The 15,855-nt window shown below is 71.2% G+C and carries 11 protein-coding genes; 6 read left to right on the top strand and 5 right to left on the bottom strand.

All coding sequences use genetic code 11. The annotated features are described in order from the left end of the window. Positions 1-114: 114 nt before the first annotated feature. The 4 genes from AN216_RS07785 to AN216_RS07770 all read left to right on the top strand — a co-directional run bounded on the left by AN216_RS07785 (position 115) and on the right by AN216_RS07770 (position 4,194). Positions 115-1,425 (top strand): enolase C-terminal domain-like protein, encoded by a 1,311-nt coding sequence (locus tag AN216_RS07785; RefSeq protein ID WP_070196105.1) that lies wholly within the window; start codon positions 115-117, stop codon positions 1,423-1,425. Positions 1,426-1,493: 68 nt separating this feature from the next. Beyond that, a complete protein-coding gene (locus AN216_RS07780) occupies positions 1,494-2,243 on the top strand; it encodes an SDR family NAD(P)-dependent oxidoreductase (RefSeq protein ID WP_070196104.1) in 750 nt (249 codons plus the stop codon). 9 nt (positions 2,244-2,252) lie between these two features. Continuing rightward, complete coding sequence (locus AN216_RS07775) at positions 2,253-3,257, top strand: aldo/keto reductase (RefSeq protein WP_070195863.1); 1,005 nt, start codon at positions 2,253-2,255, stop codon at positions 3,255-3,257. 61 nt (positions 3,258-3,318) lie between these two features. Then, the gene (locus tag AN216_RS07770; protein WP_070195862.1) at positions 3,319-4,194 is read left to right on the top strand and encodes an amidohydrolase family protein; all 876 of its coding nucleotides are present in this window, start codon (positions 3,319-3,321) and stop codon (positions 4,192-4,194) included. A 58-nt stretch (positions 4,195-4,252) separates the two neighbouring features. On the opposite strand, the gene AN216_RS07765 is transcribed toward AN216_RS07770, so the two are convergent. The 4 genes from AN216_RS07765 to AN216_RS07750 all read right to left on the bottom strand — a co-directional run bounded on the left by AN216_RS07765 (position 4,253) and on the right by AN216_RS07750 (position 11,269). Further along, a complete protein-coding gene (locus AN216_RS07765) occupies positions 4,253-6,640 on the bottom strand; it encodes a glycoside hydrolase family 95 protein (protein WP_079166376.1) in 2,388 nt (795 codons plus the stop codon). 11 nt (positions 6,641-6,651) lie between these two features. Continuing rightward, entirely contained in the window at positions 6,652-8,355 is a 1,704-nt protein-coding gene (locus AN216_RS07760; protein ID WP_079166375.1) for an alpha-L-fucosidase, read from the bottom strand. A 165-nt stretch (positions 8,356-8,520) separates the two neighbouring features. Continuing rightward, entirely contained in the window at positions 8,521-9,192 is a 672-nt protein-coding gene (locus AN216_RS07755; RefSeq protein ID WP_070195861.1) for a FadR/GntR family transcriptional regulator, read from the bottom strand. Between the two features lie 136 nt (positions 9,193-9,328). Continuing rightward, positions 9,329-11,269, bottom strand: coding sequence for a glycoside hydrolase family 84 protein (locus tag AN216_RS07750; protein ID WP_070195860.1), 1,941 nt, complete (start codon positions 11,267-11,269; stop codon positions 9,329-9,331). Positions 11,270-11,475: 206 nt separating this feature from the next. On the opposite strand from AN216_RS07750, the gene AN216_RS07745 reads away from it, so the two are divergent. Further along, positions 11,476-13,125, top strand: a complete 1,650-nt coding sequence (locus tag AN216_RS07745; RefSeq protein WP_170843057.1) for a beta-N-acetylhexosaminidase — start codon at positions 11,476-11,478, stop codon at positions 13,123-13,125. A gap of 86 nt (positions 13,126-13,211) precedes the next feature. On the opposite strand, the gene AN216_RS07740 is transcribed toward AN216_RS07745, so the two are convergent. Beyond that, positions 13,212-14,285 carry a LacI family DNA-binding transcriptional regulator gene (locus tag AN216_RS07740; RefSeq protein WP_070195858.1) on the bottom strand — a complete coding sequence of 358 codons (1,074 nt, stop codon included), beginning with the start codon at positions 14,283-14,285 and terminating at the stop codon, positions 13,212-13,214. Positions 14,286-14,514: 229 nt separating this feature from the next. Between AN216_RS07740 and AN216_RS07735 the strand changes: the two genes are divergently transcribed. After that, positions 14,515-15,819 carry an ABC transporter substrate-binding protein gene (locus AN216_RS07735; protein WP_070195857.1) on the top strand — a complete coding sequence of 435 codons (1,305 nt, stop codon included), beginning with the start codon at positions 14,515-14,517 and terminating at the stop codon, positions 15,817-15,819. Positions 15,820-15,855: the final 36 nt, after the last annotated feature.

The raw sequence follows: 15,855 nt of genomic DNA, 5'->3' as shown, positions 1-15,855 counted from the left end.
GTAGAGTCGCCCTGCCGCACCCGGACGCACCCTGACGCACGAAGGAGCGCCACTGTGGCTGCCCACGCCGCACCCGCCGCACCCTCCGCAACCGCCTCCCCGCGCGTCACCGCGATGGACACCCACGACGTACGCTTCCCCACCTCCCGTGAGCTGGACGGCTCGGACGCGATGAACCCCGACCCGGACTACTCCGCGGCCTACGTGGTGCTGCGCACCGACGCCCCGGACAAGGTGTGCGGGCACGGCTTCGCGTTCACCATCGGGCGCGGCAACGACGTGCAGGTCGCCGCGATCGACGCGCTGCGCTCGTACGTGCTGGGCCGCACCCTGGACGAGCTGTGCGCCGACCCCGGATCGGTCAGCCGGGATCTCGTCGGGGACAGCCAACTGCGCTGGCTCGGCCCGGAGAAGGGCGTGCTGCACATGGCGATCGGGGCGGTCGTCAACGCCGTGTGGGACCTGGTCGCCAGCCGCCAGGGCAAACCGCTGTGGAAGCTGCTGGCGGACGCCGAGCCGGAGTGGCTGGTGCGACAGGTCGACTTCCGCTACCTCACCGACGCGCTCACTCCCTCCGAGGCACTCGACCTGCTGTGGGCCGGCAAACGGGGCGCCGCCGAGCGGGAGTCGGCGCTCCGACAGCACGGCTACCCGGCGTACACCACCTCGCCGGGCTGGCTCGGGTACGGCGACGAGAAACTGAGCCGGCTGGCCAAGGAGGCGGTCGCGGACGGCTTCACGCAGATCAAGCTGAAGGTCGGCGCGGACCTCCAGGACGACCTGCGCCGCTGCCGCGCCGCTCGGGCCGCCGTCGGCCCTGGCGTCCGCGTCGCGCTGGACGCCAACCAGCGCTGGGACGTCGACCAGGCCGTTCAGTGGATACGGGCACTGAGTGAGTTCGGCCCGTACTGGATCGAGGAGCCGACCAGCCCGGACGACATCCTCGGCCACGCCGCCATCCGCCGCGCCGTCGCCCCGGTCCGGGTCGCCACCGGCGAACACGTGCAGAACCGGATCGTGTTCAAGCAGCTGCTGCAGGCCGGCGCGCTCGACATCCTGCAGATCGACGCGGCCCGGGTGGGCGGGGTCAACGAGAACCTCGCGATCCTGCTGCTGGCCGCGAAGTTCGGGGTGCCCGTCTGCCCGCACGCCGGCGGCGTCGGACTGTGCGAACTGGTGCAGCACCTGTCCATGTTCGACTACGTGGCGCTGTCCGGCAGCACCGAGGACCGGGTCATCGAGTTCGTGGACCACCTGCACGCGCACTTCCGCGCTCCCGTACGGATACGGGACGGGCGGTACGCCGCGCCGACCGAGGCCGGTTTCTCCGCCGAGATGCACCCGGCCTCCCTCGCCGAGTTCAGCTATCCGGACGGCACGTACTGGCGCGCCGACCGTGCCACGCGACAGGAGGCCACGCAGTGAACGACAGCGCACCCGGTGCCGCCACGGCCGCCCCACGGACCGAGCACGCCACCGCCGCCCGGGGCGAGTTGGCCGGCCTGCGGGCCCTCGTCACCGGCGGCGCCTCCGGCATCGGCCTGGCCACCGCCCGGCTGCTGGCCGAGCGTGGCGCCCGCGTCGCCGTACTGGATCTCCAGCCCGACGCCCTCCCGGAGCCGCTGAGCGGTCACCGGGCGGACGTCGCCGACGAGCGGTCCGTACGCGGCGCGGTACGGGCGGCGGCCCAGGAGCTGGGCGGCGTCGACATCCTGGTCAACAACGCCGGCGTCGGCGCCCTCGGCACCGTCGAGGACAACCCGGACGAGGAGTGGCACCGGGTGTACGACGTCAACGTCCTCGGCGTCGTACGCACCACCCGGGCCGCTCTGCCGTACCTGCGCGCCTCCGCGCACGCCGCCGTCGTCAACACCTGCTCCATCGCCGCCACCGCCGGCCTGCCCCAACGCGCCCTCTACAGTGCCAGCAAGGGCGCCGTCCAGTCCCTCACGCTGGCGATGGCCACCGACCACATCGACGAGGGCGTACGGGTCAACTGCGTGAATCCCGGCACCGTCGACACCCCCTGGATCGGGCGGCTGCTGGACGCGGCCGAGGACCCGGCGGCCGAGCGGACCGCGCTGAACGCCCGACAGCCCACCGGCCGGCTGGTGCGCGCCGAGGAGGTCGCCGCCGCCATCGCCTACCTGGCCAGCCCGGCGGCCGCCGCGGTCACCGGTACCGCGCTGGCCGTCGACGGTGGTATGGCCGGCCTCCGCAAGCGCCCGCCGCGGCAGGACTGACGGTCCGCCATGCGCCGTAGCACCCTCGGCGGCAGCCGGGCCGCAGTCACCGAACTCTCCTTCGGCGCCGCCTCCATCGGCAACCTCTACACCCCCGTGGCCGAGGACGAGGCCTCCGCGACCGTGGACGCCGCCTGGGACGCCGGCATCCGCTACTTCGACACCGCCCCGCACTACGGCCTCGGCCTGTCCGAGCGCCGCCTCGGGCAGGCCCTGCGCGAGCGCCCCCGCGCGGAGTACGTCCTCTCCACCAAGGTCGGCAGGCTGCTCGTACCCGACGGAGCGGGCGCACCCGACCGCGACGACCTGGACCACGGCTTCGCCGTCCCGGCCACCCACCGCCGGGTCTGGGACTTCAGCGCCGACGGGGTCCGGCGCGGTATCAGCGCGAGCCTGGACCGGTTGGGTCTGGACCGGATCGACATCGCCTACCTGCACGACCCCGACGACCATCCCGCACAGGCGCTCCGGGAGGGCTATCCCGCGCTGGAGCGGCTACGGGCTGAGGGCACGCTCGGAGCCATCGGCGTGGGCATGAACCAGGGGGCCATGCTGGCGCGCTTCCTCCGCGAGACGGACATCGACGTCGTGCTACTCGCCGGGCGCTACACCCTCCTGGACCACACGGGGCTCGCCGAAGCCCTACCCGAGGCCGCGGCCCGGGGCCGAAGCGTCGTCATCGGCAGCGTCTTCAACTCCGGCCTGCTCGCCGCACCGGGTCCGGGAGCGACCTTCCAGTACGAGCCAGTGCCGGCACCGGTGTTGGAGCGCGCCGAGCGGATGCGGGCCGTCACCGAACGGCACGGCGTCCCGCTGCCGGCCGCCGCCCTGCGCTTCCCGTTCGGCCACCCGTCCGTGGTCAGCGTCCTCATCGGCGCCCGCTCGGCGGCGGAGGTACGGCGGTCGGCCCGGCTGTGGCAGCAGCGTGTCCCGGCGGCCCTGTGGGCCGAACTGCGAGCCGAGGGCCTGCTGCCGTACGAGGTGCCCGTACCGCCTGGGGACGACCGAGCGTAGGGCGACCGAGCGAGAACGACGGACACCGCGGTCACGACGGACAGACAGGGAGCACGCAACGATGCGTATCGTCGACGCGCACCACCACGTGTGGGACCTCCGGGTCCGGGACCAGGACTGGATCACCGGCGCCGCCCTCGCCCCGATCCGCCGGGACTTCCCCGCCACGGAGTACGCGGCGGTGGCCCGCGCCAGCGGGGTGAGCGCCAGCGTCGTGGTCCAGACGGTGACTGTGCCCGAGGAGACGCCGGAACTCCTCGCGCTGGCCAGCCGCGGCGAGTTGGTGACCGCGGTCGTCGGCTGGACCGACCTCACCGCGCCGGGAGTCGCCGACACCCTCGCTCGGCTGCGCGCGCTCCCGGGCGGCGATCGGCTCGTCGGCATCCGGCACCAGGTACAGGGCGAGCCGGACCCGCGCTGGCTGTTGCGCCCGGACGTCCTGCGCGGCTTGCGCGCCGTCGCCGCCGCCGGACTCGTCTACGACCTCGTCATCCTGCCCGGGCAACTGCCCGCCGCCACCGAGGTCGCCGAGCTGCTCCCGGAACTCACCTTCGTCCTGGACCACGCCGCCAAGCCCCCCGTCGCCACCGGCGACCACCACGTCTGGGCGGACGCCATCCGCCGTCTCGCCGCCCGACCGAACGTGGTGTGCAAGCTCTCCGGCCTGGTCACCGAGGCCGACTGGCGGCACTGGCGGACCGTGGACCTGCGGCCGTACGCCGACACCGTGCTGGACGTCTTCGGCCCGGAGCGGGTCCTCTTCGGCTCCGACTGGCCGGTGTGCCGCCTCGCCGCCTCGTACGCCGAGGTGCTGACCGTCGCCCGCACGCTGACCGGCGGGCTGGGGCCGGCCGAGCGCGCGGCCGTCCTCGCCGGCACGGCCGAACGGGTCTACGGGCTGCCGTCCCGAGGAGAACCGAGCAGCGCCGGCGAGTGAGCCTGGGGGCCTCCCCAGGCCGGAGGCGAAGCGAGCGCAAAAGGGAACAACAACCAGCTCAGGGCCGGATCTCCCGACGGTCCCCCGGCCGCAGTCGAACCGGCCAACTCGCGGAGCCGTAGTGCACGGTGGTCGAGGTGCCGCCGGTGCTCTCGACCACCGCCCGCCGCAGCGCGCCGTCCTCCCACTCCACCTCCAGAGCGAAACCACCGCGGGCCCGTACGCCGCGCAGCGAGCCGGTGGGCCACTCCTCGGGCAGCGCGGGCAGCAGGTCGATCCGCTCGGCCTCGCTCTGCACGAGCATGCCGAGCATCGCCGAGGCGCCGCCGATGTTGCCGTCGATCTGGAAGGGCGGGTGTGCGTCGAACAGGTTGGTGTAGACGCCTCCTCCGCCGTCCATATCGATGTCGTCCCGGCTGGACTCGACCGGCGCCAGCAGGTTCCGCAGGTGCTTCATCGCCATGGCGGAGTCGCCCAAGCGCGCCCAGCACGCGGCGCCCCAGGCCGCTGACCAGCCGGTGGGACCGACACCCCGGGCGGTGAGCGAGGTGCGTACGGCCTCGGTCAGCTCCCGGTCCGTGTGCGGCGAGATGCGGTTGCCGGGATAGAAGCCGACGAGGTGCGAGATGTGCCGGTGGGTGTTGTCCCGGCTGTCCTTGTCGTCGTACCACTCCTGAAGCTGCCCCCAGCCGCCGATCCGGGGCAGCCGGAGCCGGTCCCGCAGCCCTCGGACCGTGTCCTGGTACTCCTCGTCTGAGTCGAGGACGTGGGCCGCGGCGAGGAAACGGGTGCAGACGTCCCAGGCCAGCTCCTGGTCGAAGGACACGCCGTCCTCCCGCACCATTCCGTGGAAGTCGAAGCCGATCGGCGTGCGTCGCCAGTACGGCCCCGGGGCCTGCTCCGGCGACCAGCCGTCCGGCACCACGAGGGCGCCCCGGCCGTCGTCCACCAGGATGTCCTCGAGGTACTGGCAGGTCTCCCGAAGCAGCGGATAGGCGCGGTCCCGCAGGAAGTCCCGGTCCAGGGTGTAGAGATAGTGGTCCCACAGGTGCATGCAGTACCAGGCGTTGCCGGTGCCGACCCACTCCCAGCCCATGCCGCCGTCGATGTTGTGCGAGGTCCGCACCGTCCAGCCACGCACCGGTTCGCCGTCGGCGGGCCGGCGTACGGTGTCCCGGGTCAGCCGCCGCCAGGACGGCACCTGTGCCTCGAGCATCGCGAACAGCGGCTCGCTGGTCTCGGCGAGGTTCGCCTGATCGGCCAGCCAGTAGCACATCTGGACGTTGATGTCGGTGTGGTAGTCGCTGGACCACGGCGGATCGTTGACGATGTTCCAGATGCCCTGCAGGTTGATCGGCTGCGCGCCGGCACGGGAGGCGGAGATCATCAGGTAGCGGGCGAACTGGAAGTACAACGTGAAGAGTTCCGGGTCCAGCGTCCGCTGGTTCGCCTTGACCCGCTGGAAGGTCGGCGTGCCCAGCTGCTCCTCGCTGGAGCTGCCCAGCTCCAGGGTCAGCCGGTCGAAGAGCTTCCGATAGTCCGCCTGGTGCCGCCGCAGCAGCTCCGGGACCGTACGCGCGGCGGCGGCGGTCGCCCGTTCCCGGGCGGCCGGCAGCGGGTCCTGGCCGCTGCGATAGTTCAGGTCGAGGTCCGGGACGTAGTCCGTGCCGGCGGCGATGACGAGGGTCAGTGCGGTGCAACTCGTGAAGCGCAACCGCCCCTCGGACACCCGGACCGAGCCGCCCTCGGCGCGTACGGCCACGTGGACGGCGTACTGGCGCTGGCTGGACAGCGAGTTGCGCAAGGACAGGTGGCCGGCCGCCGCCTGGAGGGTCGCCCCCGTCCGCTGCCCGCCGTCGGCGAGCTGGACGCTGCCGCTGTGGCGGCCGGGCTGGTCGGCGGTGAGGGAGTACACGAGGACCTGGTCCGGGTGGCTGGCGAAGGCGCGCCGGCGGTAGCCCGTGCCCAGGGTCGTGTAGCTGGTCACCGCGAGCGCGTCCTGGACGTCCAGTTGGCGGTAGTAGTCGCTCGCCTGCACCGGATCGTGGTCCAGGCGCACCGTGAGCCGGGCGAGTGCCTGGTAGTTGCCCATGTTCTCGTCGCCGCCGTAGTCGCCCGACGGGTTGGTGCCGCCGGTCCACAGAGTGTCCTCGTTGAGCGCGAGCACGTCCCCCGCGACGTCCCCGCCGACGAGTGCGCCGAGGTTGCCATTGCCCAGCGGCAGGCCCTCCATCAGGATCTTCTCGGTGCGGGCGGGACTCTCGTAGTACAGCCGTGCCCAGTCCGCCCCGGCGGTGCCGGCGGCGGCCGGTGCGCCCCGCGCAGCCGCGTACGCCGACGAGGCGCCGCCGGGCAGCGTGCTCAGCGTGGGGGCGAGGGCGGTCAGCGAGCCGAGGGTGAGGAAGGTGCGCCGGTTCCACCCCGGACGGGGCGCGGGTGTGTGCATACTGGCCTCTCTCAGGCGCGGGCGGCGGGCTGTGCGCGGTACAGACCGAACTCGCTGATCCGGGCGGGCTGTCGGGACTCCACGATCCGCAGCCGCCAGTGCCGGGCGGTGGCCGGCTCGGGCAGCGTCAGGATGCGGCTCGCACCGATCGTGCCGGTCTCGGCGGCCGCCACCCAGCTCTCGCCGTCGCGCGCCTCGAGCACGGCCCGTACGACCCGCTGCCCCTGCCGGATGTCCTCGGCGAGGCGAATCCGGTCCACCTCCCGGGCGGAGCCGAGGTCCAGGGTCAGTGCCCCCGGACCGGACGGCGGCGCGGACCACGCGGTGTCCGGGTCCCCGTCCACCGCCCGTTCGGGATGCCCGGGCCCGGTCGTACGGGCGTCACGGGCCAGATCCTCGGGAAGCTCCCGGCGCAGTCGGTCACGGAACTCCCGCAGCGTCCGCACGTCTGCGTCCGGGAGCAGTCCCCGTTGGTCCGGCGGCGTGTTCAGCAGCAACACCGCGTTGCGACCCACCGACTTCAGATAGATGTCGGTCAACTCCTCGGCCGACTTGGGCTGTTCGTCGTCGTGGTGAAACCACCCGGGACGGATCGAGACATCGCACTCGGCCGGCCACCACTGGAGGTAGTCCGTGTCCGGCTGCGCCTTCAGCAGCGCCTGCCGACTGCCGTGCTCGGGGGCGTCGGGGGCCAGGGCGCAGTCCGTACGGCCGCGCGCCCGCCGCCCCACGGGGATCACGCTCCACTCGCTCTCCCGAGCGTGCCCGTCCTCGTTGCCTACCCAGCGCACGTCGGGACCGGACACGGCGATCGCCGCCCCGGGGGCGAGCGCGCGGATCAGCTCGTACCAGCTGTCCCAGTCGTACGGCTCGACCTCCCCCTCCGGGATGTTGCCCTGCGCGCCGTCGAACCAGACCTCGTCGACGTGGCCGTACTCCGTCAGCACCTCGTACAGCTGATTGAGCATGTAGGCGCCGTAGTCGGTGGCGGGCAGGGTGAAGCGTGGGTCGGCCGGCCGGCGCCGTCCCTCGACCGGGGTGGGGATCTGCCGGGGGGAGCGGGCGCTTTCGTTGGCGTAGACGCCGTGCAGGTACTGGTTCTGGTCAGCGGGGGAGAGGTAAATCCCGACCCGGAGGCCGTGTCGCCGCATGGAGTCGGCGAACGCGCGCAGCACGTCGCCCTGACCGGACCGCCAGGAGCTGGCGGACACGCTGTGCCCGGTGTACCGGCTGGGGTAGAGCACGAAGCCGTCGTGGTGCTTGACGGTCAGTACGGCCAGGGTGAAGCCGCCGTCGCGCAGTGCGCGTGCCCACTGGTCGGTGTCCAACTCGTGCGGCTGGAAGATCTCCGGGTCCTCCTCGCCGGTGCCCCACTCGAGGCCGGTGTAGGTGTTGACGCCGAAGTGCACGAAGGCGGTCCGCTCCAGGCGCTGCCAGGCGACCTGGCGTTCCGTGGGGCGGACCCGTGCCGCCTTGGCGAGCAGTTGGGCGGGGGAGTCGTCGGGACTGACCGGGATGCGCGAGGGGTCCGCCCGGAGGGGGCGGGCCGTTGCCGTCGGCGGGCGGGCGTGGGCGCCCGGGGCATACGAGAGCAGGCCGGTGGACGCGGTGGCGGCGGCTCCGGTGACGAACAGCCGGCGGCTGACGCGCTGTCGAGGTGTCCGGGGCGAGTGGGGCTGCTCGGGCTGCTGGGGCGGTGTGGGCTGGTGTGCCATCGGGTGCTCCGGTGTCGCGAGGCGGGACAGGGCACGAGGAGTGGAGAGCGGCCGAGCGTGTGCTGCTGAGCCGACTCATCCCATGTATCGGAAGGGATGACGCCATGAAGCGGATTCTGCGGCGAGCAACCTAGGGATACATCCGATGACTGTCAAGTGTTCGCTTCAGGGCGCCTCTTGGAGCCACCGCGTCACACCGGTGATGTGCACGGTCATCCACGCCCGCGCGGCCTCGGCGTCGCCGCTGCCCATCGCGTCCAGGATGGCGCCGTGTTCGGCCACGGTGCGCTCGAGCGCACCCTCCTGGGTGATGCCCCGCCAGATCCGGGCGCGGACGGTGGGCCCGGAGAGCGAGTCGATCAACGAGCACAGCATGGTGTTGCCGGCCGCCGCCGCGATCCGGTGGTGGAACTCGATGTCGTTCGCGACCACCTCGTCCACGGTGGGTGCGGAGCCCAGCGAGTCCAGCAGGGTCCGCAGGCTCGCCCGCTCCGCCAGGTCGATCCGGTGGGTGGCCAGAGCCGCCGCGGCCGGTTCCAGGATGGCCCGCACCTGGAACGACTCCAGCACCGAGTCGTCCCGGTGCAGGTCGACGAGGAAGGTCAGCGCCTCCAGCAGCCTCGACGAGTCGAGCGGGCTCACGTACGTGCCGTCGCCCTGGCGCACGTCCAGCACGTTGAGCAGGGAGAGCGCACGGACGGCCTCGCGCAGGGAGTTGCGGGAGAGACCGAGCTGGACGGACAGGTCGGCCTCGCGCGGCAACCGGTCTCCCGGGCGCAGCTGGCCGGTGACGATCATCTCCTTGATCTTCTCGATCGCCTCGTCGGTGACTGGCACGGCGTCCTCCTCGCAGTCGACGTGGGGAACGCAGTCTATGGACTGTCCGGCAGCTCCCGAGGCGCTCGCGTTCGACCGCCGCCCCCACACCCCGGCCGGCACGGCGCCCGGGGTGTGGGACGTACGGCCCTCTCGGTCAACCCTCGATGCGCTGCTCCGCCTCGCTGAGGAAGGCGTCCAACACTCCGTCACCGATCCTGGGTTGTGCCTTGCCCCAGGAGTTCCGGGGCGGATCGACGCGTACGGCGGTGGCCTGCTCGCGCAGCTCCCGATATTCGGCGAGCAGTTGGTCGGCCCGACCCTCGTCCCCGGCGCGGTGCGCGTCCAGCGCGTCCAGCATGGTCACCGCCGCCTGGCCCCACAGGTGTGTCGCGGTCAGCCAGGGGTCGGCGTCGACGGTGAACCCCTTCTGCACCTCGCCGTCCCGGATGGTGGCCGGCGCCTGCTCGATACGCTCGGCGTACCCGCGCAGTTCCCGCACGGCCTCGCCCTGCCGGCCGTCGTCCCAGGCCGTCCAGAAGTCCTCGACGTGCCCGCGAAGGATCGGTGCCTGGGGCTGCCAGGGGGTGTCGCCGAAGGTCGGCGCCATGTGGTTCAGGTCGGCGAAGACCCGCAGCGCCTCGGTGGCCTCCTCGTCGCCGCCCGCCAGATACGACAGGGCACGCGGCCAACTCGTCTCGGCGTCGTAGTCCTGGTCGTTCCAGGCGAAGTCGGCGCTGCCGAAGACCGCGACCTTGCTGGCGTACGGCTGGTTCATCGGGTTAGCCACGATGCCGGAGAGATGCTCGGACAGCCCGGCCTCACGCTTGTCGTACGGAGCCAACAGCAGCCGGCCCTTGGTGTTGTCGAAGTCGTTGACCGGATAGTTGTCCCAGACGAAGACCTTGCGGCCGAAGAGCTCGGCCGCCTTGTCCGCCTGCTCGTTGGTGATCTCGGGCGGGACGACGGCCGTTCCGGTCCACATCACCTCGACCTTCGGGTCCAGGGACTCCCGGATGGTCCGCTTGTACGCCGTGTCGGTCAGGTCGCCGTACTCGGTCGGGACCATCTGCAGCGGCTGGGCGCCCTCGTGCGTGGCGACGAAGTTCTTCTGCACGTCGTTGAGCAGGTCCACCTGTGCCTTGGCGGCGGCCTCGCGCCCCGGCTCGCCGTACTTCGCGCGGTCACCCTCGCAGTTCCACTCGGTGTAGCTGATGTCGTCCAGCGGAATCGAGAAGGCCCGGGTACCCAGGTCGTAGAGCGACTGGAGCTTGGAGGTGAGGGCCTTGCGGTCGCCCTCATCGGAGTAACAGATCGACTCGCCGGGCGAGACGGCGAAGGTGAAGCGCACGTGGTTGGCGCGTGCCCGGTCGACCAGCTCGCCCAACTCGGCCAGCTTGTCCTTCGGATAGGGCTCGCGCCACTTGCCGCGGTGGTACGGGTCGTCCTTCGGCGCGTAGACGTAGGTGTTGGCCTTCACGTCGCCGTAGAAGTCCATCTGGTCGAGCCGTTCGGCGTGCGTCCACGGCTCGCCGTAGAACCCCTCGATCGTGCCGCGCAGCGGCATGGACGGGAAGTCGCTGGCTGTCGCGCCCGCGATCCGCCAGCCCTCGTCGTCCCGCTGGAAGAGTTGTCGGAGCGTCTGCACGGCGTAGTACTGGCCGCTGGCGTCCGTGCCGCCCAGCACGACCTCCGGGTGCGGGCGCTCGCCGGACACGCGCAGGGCGTAACCCTCCTCGTGCTCGGGCACCTCGGTGTCCCGCAGCTCCTCGGCGATGTCCGTACGATCACCGGGCCCGAGACGTACGGTGAGCAGCCCGGCGGCGGACGGCGGGGTCTCGCCCGGGGCGACGATGTCGACCCGTTCGGCGCCGTGCGACTTCAGTTCGCGTACCAGTCGCTTCTGGGCGGCGGCGTCGGTGCGGTCGTCCGCGACGACCAGCACCCGTTCGGTCACGCCCGCGTCCTCGCCGGCTCGGGCGAGCGACTGCGGGGTGGGGGAGACCGGTGGCAAAGGGCCCTCGGAGGTGGGTTCTTCGGACGCGGGTGCGGGGGCTGCCTGGGCGGAGAAGCTGGCGGGCAGGGCTCCGAACGCCATTGAGGTTGCGAGAGCGAATGTCGTTGCAATGGTCGTGCGCTGTCTTCTCACGGACCGCTCCGGGGTGGTCTAGACCATAAAGACGCCTCACAAGCTACTCGCTTGACGCGGAGATGTGTCAAGAGGACCGATCTATTGGTTTACTCCAGTGGAGCCGCTATCTTCGCCGTGGCCAACTGCCGTGCGGACAGCGAGGGGAGAGCTCCGTGCTCAACCGAAGGTCGGCCTTGACCGTGGGTACGTTCGCCGGCCCGGCGGCGTTCGGCACCGGCCTCGGCACAGCGCGGGCCGCCAGTCGAGACACCTCGCCGGGTCGGATGCGCGGCGCCGCTCCGGGCGCCGCCGGCAGTCGGCCGCCGGTCATTCCCGCCGTACGGACGTCCGAACCCGGGGCCGCCCGATGGCGGCCAAGCCCGGCCACCCGTATCGTCCTGCCGCCTCCGGACTCCCGGCGACTGGGCGACGAGGCCCGCGTACTGGCCGCTGAGCTGTGCGGGGACGGGCATCTCGACCGCCCGCCCCGGATCGTCGAGCGGCACTCCGCGTCCCCGCACGATGTGCTGCTGCGCACGGGCAAGCTGGATGAATCAGACTCCTCGGAGGCGTACCGGGTGGATGCCGGGGCGGCCCTGACCGTGACCGGTGGCTCCGCCGCCGGGGTCTTCTACGGCACCCGCACCCTGTTGCAAACCCTGCGGCAGCGAGGCGAGTTCGCCGGCCGGGTGGTTGACTGGCCGGAATACGGCCAGCGGGGCCTGATGGTCGACGTCGGCCGCAAGTACTTCACCCCCGGCTGGCTGGAGCGGATGATCCGGGAACTCGCCTGGCTCAAGTGCAACGTGCTGCACCTGCACCTCAGCGACAGTTCCGGCTTCCGGATCGAGAGCGAGTCGCATCCCGAGATCGTGACCCGTCCCGCGCTGAGCAAGGCCGAGGTGCGCCGGCTCATCGCGGTCGCGGAGGACTGCCATGTGACTCTCGTCCCCGAGATCGACTCACCGGGTCACCTGGAGGCCGTACTGGAGGCGCGCCCCGAGCTGCGTCTGATACGCAAGGACGGCACGGTCGAGCCCTCGAAACTGGACTACAGCAAGCCGGCCGCACGGCGGTTGATCAAGGACCTGGTGGCCGAGTACGCCGAGCTGTTCCCGGGCGGGTGGTTCCACCTCGGTGGCGACGAGTACTTCGGCTACCCCTGGGAGGAGGATCGCCTCACCGGCGAGAACGCTCCCCAACTCCTGGAGTACGCACGCTCGGTGGCGGGACCCCGGGCGACTCTGCTGGACGGCTTCACCAGCTACCTGAACGACCTGGTGTCGGTTGTCGCCGCGCGTGGCAAACGGGCGAAGGTGTGGAACGACCACATCGTCCCCGCCGCACCGGGATCGGGTCGGGTCGAGCTGGACAGACGCGTCGAGATCGAGGTGTGGGTGCGCTGGAACACCGACGAGCCCTCGGTGACCGACTTCCTGGAAGCGGACTACGACGTGCTCAACGGCCACGGTGACCACCTGTACTTCATCCTGGCCCCCGACCAGCAGCACGAGAAGGGCAAGAAGTCCGCGCAGGGGCTCTACGACCTCTGGACGCCACGCACCTTCATGCGTGAGCCCGGCGAGGACCTCCGGCTCGCCGCGGGGCAGCCCGTGTCCGGGGCGCACTTGTCCATCTGGTGCGACAACCCGGACTTCCAGAGCGAGCGGGAGGTGGCCGAGGCCGTCCATCCCTGGCTGCGCTCGTTCGCCCAGCAGATGTGGGGCTCGCCCAAGCCGGCCGCGACGTACGAGGAGTTCGTGCCGCTGATCGAGGCGGTGGGCGAGGCGCCGGCACTCGGGAGCCGGTCGTACGGGGGCTGACCGACGTCCGGCCTGTGACCGGGCGAGTCGGCTGGTCACCCCCCTGGTCACCCCCCCGGACGTCGGCCCGCTGCGATGCGTACCGCTCACCCGAGGGTGGGCTCGGCCGGAGAGGCCGTGCTGCCGCGGGCCAGCAGGTGCGGCAGGGTGTCCTGGACGCGTGTCCCGGCCTCGCCGTCGAGCATGGCCAACAGTTGCTCGGCGGCGTGCTGACCGAAGGCGGTGGTGTCCCGGGACAGCGCGGTGAGCGGGGGATGGGTGCTACGGCAGAGCACCGAGTCGTCCCAGGCGATCACCGAGAGGTCGTCCGGCACCCGGTAGCCCCGCTCGGTGGCCACCGCGAGCCCCGCGACGGCCAGTACGTCGTTGTCGTAGACGATCGCGGTCGGGGGGTGCTCGCCGGTCAGCAACCTCCGGGTGGCCGCGGCCCCCTCGGAGTCGGAGTAGTCCGTACTGACCGAGCGCACCTCGGGCAGCCCGCGGCGCTCGGCCTCGGCGCGCAGCGAGTTGACGCGTCGCTGGGTGTGCACCAGTTCGGGCAGCCCCGCGACATGCACGATGCGTCGGTGACCCAGGTCGTGCAGGTGGTCGACGACGGAGGCCATCGCGCCGGCGTCGTCGGCCCAGAGGTTGGCCAGGTGGCTCTCGGACGTCGTGTTCTCCTCGCCCCCGGGATGCGTGTTCATCGCGCCGATCACGACCGCGGGCAGGCCGAGTTCGGTCAGTAGGGCCGGGCGCGGATCGTCGGTGCGAGGGTCGACGACGAGCAGGCCGTCCACCCGGCGCTCCGCCCACCACCGGCGGTAGATCTCGCACTCCGCCTCCAGGTCCGGAACGACCTGGAACAGCAGGCCCAGTCTGCGTGCGGCCAGGACTTCCTGGACACCGGAGACCAACTGCAGGAAGAACGACTCGACACCCAGCGTGCTGGCTGGCCGGGCCAGCACGAGGCCGATCGTCGCCGAGCCCTCACCGGACAGGGCCCGGGCGGCCGTACTGGGTTGCCAGCCGAGCTGAGCGGCCACCCGGCGTACCCGGTTCCGGGTGCCCTCCGAGACGCCGGGCCGGCCGTTGAGCGCGAACGAGACGGCACTCTCCGAGACACCGGCGCGCTGGGCGATGTCCTTGATGGTCGGGCGTCGTGCCGGCGTACGGCGCATTGCCTCACCTCCTGTGTGCAGCTGATTGTACAGTCAGTCACTAAAGCGCTTGAGCGAGTATCGACTAAAGCGCATTAGCATCTCCGCTTCTGAGGATCTTTTCAGGGTGCTGACCTGCGGTAATGAATTTAGTTGTGAAAAGTTTCGGTGGGAGTGTTGACCTGTGTTCGGAGTTCGGGGCACCTTCTTTTTCATCCCCGCCGCGCCACGCCCAAGGAGCCACCCGGTCATGCCCTCCGCACGTCCCGCTCGCCGGGCGGCGGCACTCGCCGTCGTGCCCGCGGCCTTGTCCCTGCTGCTCACCGCCTGCGGGCCCGGCGTGGGCGGACCCGCCACCAGCGCCGAAGGCCCGGTCGAGGGCGACATCACCTTCCAGACCTGGAACCTTCGCGCGGAGTTCAAGGACTACTTCGAGACGCTGATCGACGAGTTCGAGTCCCGGCACCCGGACGTCCGGGTCGAGTGGGCGGACCAGCCGGCGGAGAACTACGCGGACAAGCTCAGCGCTGACGCCGGGTCCGGCAGCCTGCCCGACGTCATCAACGTCTCGCCGGACCTGGCCTACCCGCTCGCGGACGCCGGCGTGATCATGAACATGGACGCCGAGCGGGCCACCGCGAAGTACCGGCCGGAGTACACCAAGGAGGCCTGGGACGGCTACGAGATGCCCGGCCTCGGCGGTACGTACGCCTTCCCCTGGTACCTCAACACCGGCCCGCTGTTCTACAACAAGGCGCTCCTCGAGGACGCCGGACTCGACCCGGAGAAGCCACCGCGCGACTACGACGCGCTCTTCCGCTACGCCGAGCGGATCGCGGAACGCTCCGAGGGCAGGATCCCCACCCTCGCCGCCACCCCGACCATCGAGAACTTCGGCCGCTACGGCGTGCGGCTGATGAACGAGGACGCCACCGAGTTCACGTACAACGAACCAGCCGGCGTCGAACTGCTCACCCGCTACAAGAAGCTCTACGAGCAGGGCGGGCTGGACGCACAGGCACTGACCAACACCCCGGAGAAGGCCGGGCAGAAGTTCCTCAAGCAGCGCGTCGCGATGAATCCGGGCAGCGCCCTCGACCTGGCGAACTTCAGGAACAACGCCCCCAGCCTCTACGAGAACCTCGGCATCACCAAGGCGCCCAACAACACCGGCCGGCCGAACATGTACCTGATGGGCCTGGCGGTCAGCGACCAGAGCGAGCACAAGCCCGCCGCCATCGCCTTCGCCCACTTCGTCACCAACAAGCGGAACCAGGAGAAGTTCGGCCACCAGACCGCCGTCTTCCCCAGCACCAGGGGCTCTCTGGACAAGGACTACTGGAGCGAGGACGACGGCACCGCCGCCGGCCGGGTCCGGGTCAACTCCGCACAGTCGCTGGACGGCGCCGTCAACTACCAGCCCGTGGTGATGAACGACGAGATGGAGACGATCCTGCGGAACGAGATCGCCAAGGCTCTCCAGGGCGACAAGTCCCCGAAGCAGGCACTCGACGACGCCGTCGCCGAGAGCAACAAGCTGCTCCGGAAGCACTGACCGCCCTCGGGTTTCGAGGACTCAAGGATTCGGAAG

It is taken from the genome of Streptomyces oceani (assembly GCF_001751245.1).
GTDB classification, from domain to species: domain Bacteria; phylum Actinomycetota; class Actinomycetes; order Streptomycetales; family Streptomycetaceae; genus Streptomyces; species Streptomyces oceani.
The sequence above is the reverse complement of the archived record's forward strand: the minus strand, read 5'-3'. Positions and strand labels throughout refer to the sequence as shown.

Excerpts from the sequence above, each read along its gene's own strand:
- AN216_RS07785 (WP_070196105.1), top strand. The coding sequence starts at position 115 with ATGGACACCCACGACGTACGCTTCCCCACCTCCCGTGAGCTGGACGGC.
- AN216_RS07775 (WP_070195863.1), top strand. The coding sequence starts at position 2,253 with ATGCGCCGTAGCACCCTCGGCGGCAGCCGGGCCGCAGTCACCGAACTC.
- AN216_RS07770 (WP_070195862.1), top strand. The coding sequence starts at position 3,319 with ATGCGTATCGTCGACGCGCACCACCACGTGTGGGACCTCCGGGTCCGG.
- AN216_RS07765 (WP_079166376.1), bottom strand. The coding sequence starts at position 6,640 with ATGCACACACCCGCGCCCCGTCCGGGGTGGAACCGGCGCACCTTCCTC.
- AN216_RS07760 (WP_079166375.1), bottom strand. The coding sequence starts at position 8,355 with ATGGCACACCAGCCCACACCGCCCCAGCAGCCCGAGCAGCCCCACTCG.
- AN216_RS07750 (WP_070195860.1), bottom strand. The coding sequence starts at position 11,269 with ATGGCGTTCGGAGCCCTGCCCGCCAGCTTCTCCGCCCAGGCAGCCCCC.
- AN216_RS07740 (WP_070195858.1), bottom strand. The coding sequence starts at position 14,285 with ATGCGCCGTACGCCGGCACGACGCCCGACCATCAAGGACATCGCCCAG.
- AN216_RS07735 (WP_070195857.1), top strand. The coding sequence starts at position 14,515 with ATGCCCTCCGCACGTCCCGCTCGCCGGGCGGCGGCACTCGCCGTCGTG.